Here is a 2,838-nt window from a genome sequence, read left to right on the forward strand (position 1 = left end):
AAGGCCAGCAGGCTGAACATTCCCCACATCAAGCCGATCACCACGCCGACCCGCGACGCGCCGTCGATGTATTCGATGGGCGACAGCAGCATGGGCCGCTCCGTGAGGGCCCGTCGGTGCTCAAAGCGCAGGTAGTAAGTCTGCATGGCGTCGCCGCGCGTCTGCAGTTCAAAGCTCGGCACACGGGTGCGCAGGGACCATGCAGCGGGGGCAMTGGCCTCGCCGGCGGACTGGACCTGCCAGCCGCCTTGCGGCGTGCGCGAAAAAAGGCTCACCTTGAAAATTGCCTGGCCCGGCATGCGGATGTACCAGGTCTGCAGCGCCTCGGTGGCCGGCAGTGAAAACGTGGCCCACACATCCTGTGTGTTCGAAGTGGGCAGGATGGTGTCGTCCGTGTACGGCTGAAAGCGCAATGGCCCGGCGGCCGGGACGCCGGCCGTCAGGGCATCGGGCGACTCGATGGAGTCTTTGGGAACGGCGACCCACTGCAGCGGCTGGGCCAGCGTGATGGTGGGGCTGTCTTCATACAGCCGGTCAAAAACCTGTGCATGGCCCACGCCGGAAAATGCGCAGAGCAACATCAGGAAAAAACTGCGCAGGCTTGCCGTTCGATACATCTGCATAGCTTATTGCAAAAGCCCGGCTTAAACCGGAATCGCCGTGGTCTCGAACACCTCCTTGAGGCAGACAAAGGTGCGGATCTGCCGCACCCCGGGCAGGCCGATGAGTTGCGCCGCATGCAGTTCATTGAACGAGTCGATGCTCTGGATACGCAGCTTCACGAAGTAGTCGAACTCGCCGGTCACCAGTTGCACCTCCAGGCAGCCCGAGAGGCCGGCCACGGCTTTCTCAAACGCCGCGAAGGAGTCCGTGGTGGAACGGTCCAGCACCACGCCGATGATGACCAGCCCGTTGTAGCCCAGCGCCCGCGGGTTCACCAGCGCCACCGTCTTGCGGATCAGGCCGGCCTCCCTGAGTTTCGCCACGCGCCGCGAGCAGGCGGGCGGGCTGAGACTGGTTTTCTCGGCCAGTTCGATATTGGGCAGGGCGGCGTTCTGCTGCAGCAGCTTCAAGAGTTTGCGGTCGATACGGTCGAGCGTGTGTTCCATCAGGACGATTCTACAAATATTGCATGAAAAGACGAATTCATGGAATTAATTAAGAAAATTTGTCGAAGGAAGAATTTTGAGATTGTTTGGCGAGCTGTTTAAGCAACTCATTGCCGCACGGCATGGTTACGATTTGTAATCGTCGTCGTTCAAGTGCCAGTTCACTTTTCAACCGGGAGGACCTCCTCATGCTCACTTCGCTCAAGAACTCTCGTCACAACGCGCTCCAACTCCAGAAATTCGCAAGGAAGCGCTTCTTCCTGGCCATGGCGCTGACCTTGCTGGYCCCTTGGGCCAGCGTCCACGCGCAGGGCTATCCGTCCCGGCCGGTCCAGCTGGTCATCCCTTTTCCGCCAGGCGGCGCCACCGACATCGCCGGGCGGCTGGTCGCCAAGAAACTGGCTGAACGCCTGGGCCAGCCGGTTGTCATAGACAACCGCCCGGGCGCCGGCACCGTCGTCGGCGCCGCTTTTGTTGCCAAGGCCGTGCCGGACGGCTACACGCTGCTGATCAGTTCTGGTTCCACCTTCACGGTGAATCCAGCGCTCATGCCCAAGCTCCCTTACGACCYGATCAAGAGTTTCGAGCCTGTCGGGATGGTGGCGCGCGTTCCGCTTGTTCTGCTGGCCAACGTTGATGTCCCGATCAACGACCTGAAGCAACTCATAACAGCAGTGCGCGCCGCGCCGGACAAGTACATGTATGGCTCGTTCGGCAACGGCACCACAGGACACTTCGCAGGCGAAATGCTGTGGAGCGCCACGGGCATCAAGCTGCAGCACATCGCTTACAAGGGCAGCGCACCGGCGATGAACGACCTGATGGCCGGCCAGATCCCTTTCTCGATTGACACCGTCGCGGCGGCACTGCCGCAACTGAAGGCGGCGAAGCCGAGGATCAAGGCCATCGCCGTCACCGGCGAGAACCGCGCGACACAAATGCCCACAGTGGCGACCGTGGCTGAGAGCGGCTTCAAAGGTTTCTCGGCCGATTCCTGGCTGGCCATTGCCACGCCCAAGGGGGTGCCGGCGGATGTAAAAGCCAAGCTACAGAAGGCGCTGGCCGAGACGATGAAGGATCCCGAACTTCGCGAAAAACTCGTAGCCAACGGGCTCGAGTACGCCTGGGAGCCCGCTGCCGCGGTCGCGGCGCGCATTGAAAATGAGCTTCCCCGCATGCGCGTGATCGCCATGCGCTCCAACATACGGATCGATTGAACGTAGCCGCCGGCAAGGGGCAGGTGCCCTTCCCGCGGTTGGGTTGCGGCGCTTAATCGAGGCCGGGCAGAAGCCCGCCATGGACCCGCCCGTCAGGCAATGCGGCTTCAGGCTCCCTTCCGCCTGGATGAACCTTTGCTGCATGTAATGCCAGCGTCACAAGGTGTCGACAAGATGTGCTCTTTCACCCCAAGGATGCACTCATGGTTTTATCTGGCCTTTTCCGGCCCGCGTTGACACTCCCACTGTCCATCGCCCTGGCGGCGGCAGCCGTGGCTTCATCACCGCTTTACGCGCAGACTGCTGTTCCGGCCTATTCCGCCACGCTGGCCGGCCATGCGGTCATGCCCGCCCAATCCTTTATCCCAACGCCCAAGGATGCGCCGCARGACCTGCAGGTCAGCGGCAAGTTCACCAACGGCCAGCGCACCGAAGCGCTGGGGACGGTGCAGGGCATGTCGGCCGGCCGGCCCACCGGCGTCTCGCTGCCCTTCAAGGGCCAGCCGCTGCAG

General features: G+C 62.2%; 3 protein-coding genes and 1 pseudogene. 2 read left to right on the top strand and 2 right to left on the bottom strand.

Translation table 11 applies throughout. The features are described 5' to 3' along the window. A partial coding sequence (locus tag AC1D0Z_RS18895; protein ID WP_477659728.1) for a 7TMR-DISMED2 domain-containing protein occupies window positions 1-623 on the bottom strand: 623 nt, incomplete at its 3' end. Between the two features lie 21 nt (window positions 624-644). Beyond that, window positions 645-1,109 (bottom strand): Lrp/AsnC family transcriptional regulator, encoded by a 465-nt coding sequence (locus AC1D0Z_RS18900; protein WP_477659729.1) that lies wholly within the window; start codon window positions 1,107-1,109, stop codon window positions 645-647. Window positions 1,110-1,375: 266 nt separating this feature from the next. Here AC1D0Z_RS18900 and AC1D0Z_RS18905 point away from each other — a divergent pair, with 266 nt between their 5' ends. Together AC1D0Z_RS18905 and AC1D0Z_RS18910 are read left to right on the top strand one after the other, a co-directional pair. Further along, a complete protein-coding gene (locus tag AC1D0Z_RS18905) occupies window positions 1,376-2,326 on the top strand; it encodes a Bug family tripartite tricarboxylate transporter substrate binding protein (RefSeq protein WP_477659730.1) in 951 nt (316 codons plus the stop codon). 203 nt (window positions 2,327-2,529) lie between these two features. Next, window positions 2,530-2,838, top strand: a pseudogene (locus tag AC1D0Z_RS18910) (esterase-like activity of phytase family protein); the annotation flags it as partial.

The sequence above is a fragment of the Polaromonas sp. P1_E3 genome (assembly GCF_056405935.1).

What these genes read in the sequence shown, in the direction of transcription:
- AC1D0Z_RS18900 (WP_477659729.1), bottom strand. Translation starts at nt 1,109, where the DNA reads ATGGAACACACGCTCGACCGTATCGACCGCAAACTCTTGAAGCTGCTG.